General features: G+C 73.7%; 8 protein-coding genes and 1 pseudogene. 4 read left to right on the plus strand and 5 right to left on the minus strand.

Translation table 11 applies throughout. The features are described 5' to 3' along the window. Positions 1-544 (plus strand): annotated as a pseudogene (locus DN069_RS40700) (ribonuclease BN); the annotation flags it as partial. A 90-nt stretch (positions 545-634) separates the two neighbouring features. Here DN069_RS40700 and DN069_RS37255 read toward each other — a convergent pair. Beyond that, a complete protein-coding gene (locus DN069_RS37255; protein WP_111507685.1) occupies positions 635-877 on the minus strand; it encodes a chaplin in 243 nt (80 codons plus the stop codon). Between the two features lie 181 nt (positions 878-1,058). Further along, positions 1,059-2,132, minus strand: coding sequence for a chitinase (locus DN069_RS37260; protein ID WP_243640305.1), 1,074 nt, complete (start codon positions 2,130-2,132; stop codon positions 1,059-1,061). 260 nt (positions 2,133-2,392) lie between these two features. Between DN069_RS37260 and DN069_RS39275 the strand changes: the two genes are divergently transcribed. Then, positions 2,393-2,839 (plus strand): hypothetical protein, encoded by a 447-nt coding sequence (locus tag DN069_RS39275; protein WP_116513721.1) that lies wholly within the window; start codon positions 2,393-2,395, stop codon positions 2,837-2,839. A 230-nt stretch (positions 2,840-3,069) separates the two neighbouring features. Here DN069_RS39275 and DN069_RS37275 read toward each other — a convergent pair whose 3' ends face one another. The 3 genes from DN069_RS37275 to DN069_RS37285 form a co-directional block, all read right to left on the minus strand. Continuing rightward, positions 3,070-3,300: a hypothetical protein gene (locus DN069_RS37275; protein WP_111507688.1), complete on the minus strand. Its 231-nt coding sequence runs from the start codon at positions 3,298-3,300 to the stop codon at positions 3,070-3,072. A 214-nt stretch (positions 3,301-3,514) separates the two neighbouring features. Continuing rightward, a complete protein-coding gene (locus DN069_RS37280; protein WP_111507689.1) occupies positions 3,515-3,913 on the minus strand; it encodes a helix-turn-helix domain-containing protein in 399 nt (132 codons plus the stop codon). 182 nt (positions 3,914-4,095) lie between these two features. Next, positions 4,096-4,566: a hypothetical protein gene (locus tag DN069_RS37285; protein WP_243640306.1), complete on the minus strand. Its 471-nt coding sequence runs from the start codon at positions 4,564-4,566 to the stop codon at positions 4,096-4,098. A 198-nt stretch (positions 4,567-4,764) separates the two neighbouring features. On the opposite strand from DN069_RS37285, the gene DN069_RS37290 reads away from it, so the two are divergent. After that, positions 4,765-5,688: a pseudouridine-5'-phosphate glycosidase gene (locus DN069_RS37290; protein WP_111507690.1), complete on the plus strand. Its 924-nt coding sequence runs from the start codon at positions 4,765-4,767 to the stop codon at positions 5,686-5,688. Beyond that, positions 5,685-6,593 carry a carbohydrate kinase family protein gene (locus DN069_RS37295; protein ID WP_111507691.1) on the plus strand — a complete coding sequence of 303 codons (909 nt, stop codon included), beginning with the start codon at positions 5,685-5,687 and terminating at the stop codon, positions 6,591-6,593. The genes DN069_RS37290 and DN069_RS37295 overlap by 4 nt, the downstream gene beginning before the upstream one ends. The last annotated feature ends 125 nt before the right edge of the window (positions 6,594-6,718 follow it).

Consider the following 6,718-nt stretch of genomic DNA (forward strand, 5'->3'; position numbering starts at 1 on the left):
CGAAGACCGCCAGCGCGGCCAGGGACACGCCGGTGGTGGTGCTGAGCGTCTGGCCGCGCTGGCGGTCTTCGGCATCTCGCTGATGGCCTCGGTCCAGGCCGCCTACGAGCGGATCTGGCATCTGCCACGCGGTCCCTGGCACACCACCTGGAGACAGACGGTCGGGCTGGCCGGCCTGATCGGCTACATCCTGCTGGCCGCCTGGGCGGGCACCCCCGGCCAGCACACCCCCGCCCAGCCCGCGCTGCGGATCGCCGCGACCGTGCTGGGCGGCGTCGCGCTTTTCTGGTGGCTGCAGTGGCTGCTGCTCGGCTCGCGCATCCCGTGGTCGCGTCTGCTGCCCGGCGCGATCGCGACCGTCGTCGCGCTCGCGGGTCTGCGCCTGTTCTCGCGGTTCGTGCTCGCGCCGCTGCTGGTGATGAACGCCGTCTCCTACGGCACCGTGGGCACGGTCCTGATCGTGCAGTCCTTCCTCATCGGCGTCGGCTACACCCTCTACGCCGGTTGCCTCGCGGGCCAGGCACTCGCCCCGCCGAAGGAGTGAGCCGCGCCTCGTCCACGGGAACGCGCACAGGCCGGGCCCGCGCGACTGTTGTCGCGCGGGCCCGGCCCGGTGTGACGCGGGGGGCCTGGATCAGCCCTCGTTCGCGCAGCGGTTGCCGAAAGCCGGGTTCAGCGCACCGATGACGTTGACGGTGTTGCCGCAGACGTTCACCGGGACGTGGACCGGAATCTGGATCAGGTTGCCGGAGAGGAAGCCGGGGGAGTTGGTGGCCTCGCCGTGCGCGGTGCTGCTGGCAGTCGCCATGCCGGCGGCCGCCGCGACAAGACCGGCCGCCGCCGCCGTCACCGCAAGGCCGCGCTGGGTGCTGCTCATGTCAGGTAGTCCCTTCGGGAACTGAGAATGGATCAGGTCTTGCCGGCGCCGCTGGCCGCCGCGTCGACTGACCTGCCAACGCGCGGCCCCGGCGGAAGGACATGCGGTCGGGCCCGGTTTCACCCGGTCGGCGGATGGATCTACCTGCACGATGACGAAAGAGTTGTCCCTCCGGGGCCGTTCAGTGGGTGTACGGCTCCCAGGCGTGGCTGAAGTACCAGGTGGACTGGCTGATGCCGGAGCAGGAGTCGGAGCCGCCCGTGCCGGGGCAGCCGCCGTTGTCGCGCTCGGAGGCCCACATGGACACCTCGTTGACGCCCTTGCCCAGCGCCCAGCTGTAGACGGTCTTCGCGTCGGCCGTCGTGAAGGTCTCCGGCTTGCCGTAGTCGTCGATGCCGGGCATCTCGGTGACGCCGACCATCGCCCAGCGCTGCGTGCTGCTCTTGGTGGGGTAGAGCTGGGCGAGCAGGTTGACCAGCCCCTGGGCGGCCGTCTCGGTCGCCGTCGCCATCTCGTGCGAGCCGCCCGTGTAGTAGTCGAAGGTCATGATGTTGACGACGTCGATCCGCGCGTGGTTTGCCACCGCGTTCTTCAGCACCCCGGTGCCGCCGGAGTCGAGGCCGTCGGTGTTGGTGGGCAGCGTGTAGGAGAACTGCACGTGCCGCCCGGTGCTCGCGGCCCAGGACTCGACCTTGGCGATCGCCTTGTTGCGGCGGTCGATGCCGGCGGTGTTGGTCAGCGAGTTCTGCTCGACGTCGAAGTCGACCCGCGCCAGGTCGTAGGTGGAGATCAGCTTCTCCAGTTGCGTGGCGATCGTGCTGACACTGGTGCAGCTGTCGGCCAGCTCGGTGTTGGAGGTGTCGGCGGTGTAGCCGCCGAGCGAGGGGATGGCGTCGCCCCCGGCGGCGCGCAGCTTGGCGAAGGACGTGCCGTAGACGGACGAGGAGACCGGCTGGGAGGTGCTGCCGTCCCAGTAGAGCGAGCACGAGCCCGCCTTGTCGGTCTGCAGGAACGCCAGCGAGACCCACTTGACGCCGGACTTGGCGGCGACGGTGGCGAAGTCGTCGCCGGTGTAGGTCTCGACGTAGGGAGCGAAGACGTGCGCGGGGACGGTCGTCGCGGGGTGCGTCGTGGCGGCGCGGGTCGTGGCCTGGTGCGTCGTCGACGCGCCTGCGGTGGGGGCGGCCAGGGCGAGCGCGCCGAGGAGGGCCGCAGAGGCGGCGGCAGCGGCACACAGGGGAGCGGTGGGGCGCACGGGGAGCCTCCCAGGGGCAAATGGTTAGGAAACTTTACTTCTTGACATGTGCCCGAAGAGATATAGCGGCCCGCCCGACGGAGCGTCAACAGATCGGACGGAACCCGATCGGCGGGCGCATGTCTGGGACGGGGGCGCGCCCGCTCGTCGCGCGCTCCGTCAGATCCGCGAAAGCCTGGAACACATCTACATCCACGCGTAGGTTGACGTCCCGCCGGGCCCCTCCCGGCCTTCGCACGGACCGATCGAAGGACCGTCAGATGTCCCAAGCCGCCGACCCTTTTCCCGCCGAGGCGCTGCACGCCTGCCAGGTGCTGGCCCGGATGCTGCAGCGCGTGCCGCGCCCCGAGAGCGTGCAGTTGTTCACCGCTGACCACTGGTCGTCACCCTGGCTGCAGGTGCACCTGTATCCCGACCCCGACGACGCGCAACTGGCCGCCTACCAGCGGGCCCTGGGCGGTCGACTGACCCGCAGCCGCCGCGAGGACGACGTCCGCAGCGTCGTCTACAGCGAGCTCGCCACGGTCGTCGACCGGGTCCGCGTCCAGGTGTGGAACGTCAACGAGGCGCCCCACCCGGCCGCCGAGCAGCCTGCCACCGATGCCTCGGACCCGGAGGTGTCGGACGGGGTGCCGGACGGGGTGCCGGAAGGGGCGACGGACGAGGCGCCCGCGGCGCAGGCGCTCGAGACCGCGGACGCGCCGTGAACGCGCTGCTCGCCCGCCTGCTCGTGGCCCTCACCGCGCTCTCCGTGCTCGGCTGGATCGGCTGGGCCGCCTCCGCCTGGCATCTGTGCCGGACCCGGGCGCGCCGCTTCGCCGACGACGTCGAGCTGTTGCGTCCGGCCGTCGCCCAGCGTGACCGCGAGTGGTTCGCCGACTGTCTCGAGGAGCTCCACGCCGCCGTCGAACGGGATCTCGCCGCGGTGGAGCCGGCCTCAGCCGGAGTCCGCGTGCGCGGCCAGCTCGGTCGGCAGGACGACCGGCTCGCCGCAGAAGCAGCGGAAGCCCGACCAGGTGCGCCGCGCGCCGAGATCCGTGAGGACGGCGGCGATCAGCTCGCGGGCCGACGCGGGGTCCGTCCCGGCGCCGACCAGCACGAGGACCTCCAGCGGATCCCAGACGACGGCGTGCGGCGCGATCTCCGCCACGCGAATCCGGATACACATGGGCGAGCTCCTCACGAGGAGCAGGACGCGCAGGCGGGACGCGGTGGCGTCGTGCGACGCGTTCCAGGGGACGGAACCGGGGGACAGACGCTACTCCCCAACGAGTGACACGCGCGGGAGCCGCGACGCACGGAATGGGACCAGCGGAAGCGAATATGCCTCCCGCGCGCCCCGTCGCCGTCCCACCCCGTCTCCGTCCTGTCCGACGGGGGGGCTAACCGGCGCGGCGTGCCCGGGGCAGCCTCGCGAGGGCGCGTGCCATCTCCACCAGCGCGCGCTGCTGGTCGGAGTCCAGGTCGCGGTATATCTCCAGCAGCCGGGCCTCGCGCTCGGCATCCAGATCGGCCGGAGTGCGCCGGCCCGCGGCGGCGAAGACGCGGGCGGCCGGATACGCGGCGGGCAGTGCGTCGGCGAGGGCGCGCAGGTCGTCCGCCGCGATGCGGCCGCCCGTGCCCCGACGGCCCGTCACCCAGGCGTTGAGCGTGGCGTAAGGGATCCCGGCCGCCTCGGCGATCCGCTTCTGGGTCAACCCCGGGTTCTCGGTCAGGACACGGCGCAGCAGCGCGCCCAAGTCCTCGCCCGCTCGCCCCGCCGGGGTCTCCATCGGTTCCACGCCGTCATTATCGAGGCAGGGCCCGAGCGATTCCTATGGTCGGTACACGTCGAGTGCCGCCGTCGGGAGCACGTGGCGGCGCGCGCCCCCGGCGCCGCGCCCTGACCAGGCAGCCCTTGCCCGCGTGCGGGCGCGGTCGCAGCGGCTTCGCGGGATAGGACCGCGCCCGGTCGGACGGGATGCTAGGGTGCCGCGCTGTCCGTGGCCGTGACGGACCGTCGGGCGGAGGCTGCGTGCCGCACCGGTGTGCCGCCGCGTATCAGGGCACGCAGGCGCAGCAGGGCGAGGGCGAGCAGCAGCGCCTCGACGACCACCGAGGCGAGCGCGAGTGGCTCGGTCCAGTTGCCGCGGTCGTCGTCGTAGCCGGGCAGGCCCGGCCCGCGCGAGAGCACGTAGCCGAGCAGCGGACCGGCGGCGACCCCGGTCGCGGTGACCCAGACGAGCGCGCGCTCGCCCAGCTCGCTGCGCGAGGCGAGGACGACGGCGCTCAGAATTCCGGCCGCCTCCAGCAGGTAGTACCCGACGCCGACGTAGTCCGGCGTCTTGCTGCCGGGGAAGCCGCCCTGGTCCTGCACGTGGATCCAGGCGACGGCCAGGCACAGCACGGCTGCCCAGGCTCGGATCCAGGACTGCGCGGTCGCTCTGTCACTCATGACATCCTCCTTGGCGCGGCAGGGAGAGCACCCCGTGAGGTGGTGGCGCTCCCTCTCCACTCTCTTTGATGACGCCATGTCATGCACGAGTCCGGGCGTAACCAGAGCGAATGCTGAGAGCGCTCAGAACGAACTCGGAACCTTCCGCTCCGTGCTCCGGCGGTTTCGCGCCCCCCGCGCCGGGCGAGGATCACCACCATGGTGAACACCGTGCCGCGGCTGTCCGCGGAGGTCCGCGAGGCGCTGGACCAGGGCAGGCCCGTCGTCGCCCTCGAGTCCACGATCATCAGTCACGGGCTGCCGCGTCCGGACAACCTCCGGCTCGCCTTCGAGCTGGAGGAGATCGTCCGCGACGGTGGTGCCGTGCCCGCGACGGTCGCCGTGCTCGACGGCGTCGCCCGTGTCGGACTGGGCAAGGAGGAGCTGGAGCGCCTCGGCACCGAGGACGGGCTGCGCAAGCTGGGCGTGCGCGATCTCGCCCCGGCGCTCGCGCTCGGTGTGAGCGGCGCGACCACCGTCTCCGCGACCGCCCACCTCGCCGCCCGCGCCGGCGTCCGCGTCTTCGCCACCGGCGGCCTCGGCGGCGTGCACCGCGACTGGGTGAGCGACCAGGACGAGTCCGCCGACCTCGGCCTGCTGGCCCACACCGGCATCACCGTGGTCTGCGCGGGCGTGAAGTCCATCCTCGACGTGCCCGCGACGCTGCAGCGGCTGGAGACGCTCAGCGTCGCTGTCGTCGGCTACCGCACGGCCGAGTTCCCCGGCTTCTACCTCACCACCTCCGGCCTGCCCGTCGACTGGACGCTGCAGAGCCCCGAGCAGGCCGCTCGGCTGATGCGCGCTCAGGAGGCCCTGGGCACGGACCACTCGGCGCTGATCGTCGGCAACCCGGTGCCGCCCGAGCAGCAGTTGGACCCGGCGCTGCACGACCGCGTCCTCGCCGAGGCACTCGACGCCGCCCGCCGCGCGGGCGTGACCGGCCAGGCGGTCACCCCGTTCCTCCTCGCCCACCTGGTCGAACACACCGGCGGCGCCTCCCTGCGGGCCAACCTCGCGGCCGTACGCGGGAACACGGCTCTCGCCGCGCGGATCGCCGTCGCCTACGCCGCGACACCGGCATGAACGGCCTCCCGGCCGGGCGGCTGCTCGTCGTCGGGGACCTCGCCACCGACATCCTCGCCGTCCACGAACACCCGCTCGCCCCGGCCACCGACACCGCCGCCCACGTCGTGCTCCGCCCGGGCGGCGCGGCCGCCAACGTCGCGGCCTGGGCCGCCGCCGCGGGCGCCGACGTGACGCTGCTCGCCCGCGTCGGCGCCGACACCGCCGACCAGCACCGGGCCGAGCTGGAACGCGCGGGCGTCCGCCCGGTCCTGCGGGAGGACCCGGACCGGCCGACCGCGGCCGTGGTGTGCCTCGTCGACGCCACCGGCGAGCGCACGATGCTCAACGACCGCGGCGCGAGTGCGGCCCTCGGCCCCGCCGACTGGGACGACCGCCTCCTCGACGGCGTGGCCCGGGTCCACCTCTCCGGCTACCTGCTCTTCTCCGCTCCGGGCCGCGCGCTGGCCCGGGTGATCCTGGACCGCTGCGGGGCCAGGGCCGTCCCCCTCCCCGTCAGCGTCGACCCGGCCTCGGCCGGTCCGCTCGCCGCGCTGGGCGCGGACACCTTCCTCGACCTGGTCGCCGGGGCGGAACTGCTGCTCCCCAACGCCGACGAAGCCCGGCTCCTCGGCGGCGGCCAGGTCGACCCGGAACAGGCCGGCCTGGCCCTGGCGGCGTGCACCGGCGCGCTCGTCGTGGTCAAGCGCGGCGCGGCCGGCGTGGTGCTCTGCCACGCGGACGCGGCCCCCACCCGGGTCGCCGCACCCCGGGCGAAGGTCGTCGACACCACCGGCGCGGGCGACGCCTTCGCGGGCACCTTCCTCGCCGCCCTCCTCGCCGGCACACCCCTGCCGCCCGCCGCCCGCGCCGCCTGCGACGCCGCCGCCCACTGCGTCACCCACCCGGGTGCCCGCCCGACCTGAGCGGCGGGCAGAGGGACTCGGCCCGCCCGAACCCTCGCGGGCCGTGCGGGCCGGAGCCGCGTCGCGGTCGGCCGACCGCCCTGCCCTGTGTCGCGCCGCCCCGCGCCCCACCGCGCTGGCGCGCC

Source organism: Streptacidiphilus pinicola (genome assembly GCF_003258295.1).
Taxonomy (GTDB): Bacteria; Actinomycetota; Actinomycetes; order Streptomycetales; family Streptomycetaceae; genus Streptacidiphilus; species Streptacidiphilus pinicola.

Bases quoted from the DNA above. Each gene is read 5' to 3' on its own strand.
- DN069_RS37255 (WP_111507685.1), bottom strand. From the start codon at position 877: ATGAGCAGCACCCAGCGCGGCCTTGCGGTGACGGCGGCGGCGGCCGGT.
- DN069_RS39275 (WP_116513721.1), top strand. From the start codon at position 2,393: ATGTCCCAAGCCGCCGACCCTTTTCCCGCCGAGGCGCTGCACGCCTGC.
- DN069_RS37285 (WP_243640306.1), bottom strand. From the start codon at position 4,566: ATGAGTGACAGAGCGACCGCGCAGTCCTGGATCCGAGCCTGGGCAGCC.
- DN069_RS37275 (WP_111507688.1), bottom strand. From the start codon at position 3,300: ATGTGTATCCGGATTCGCGTGGCGGAGATCGCGCCGCACGCCGTCGTC.
- DN069_RS37290 (WP_111507690.1), top strand. From the start codon at position 4,765: ATGGTGAACACCGTGCCGCGGCTGTCCGCGGAGGTCCGCGAGGCGCTG.
- DN069_RS37295 (WP_111507691.1), top strand. From the start codon at position 5,685: ATGAACGGCCTCCCGGCCGGGCGGCTGCTCGTCGTCGGGGACCTCGCC.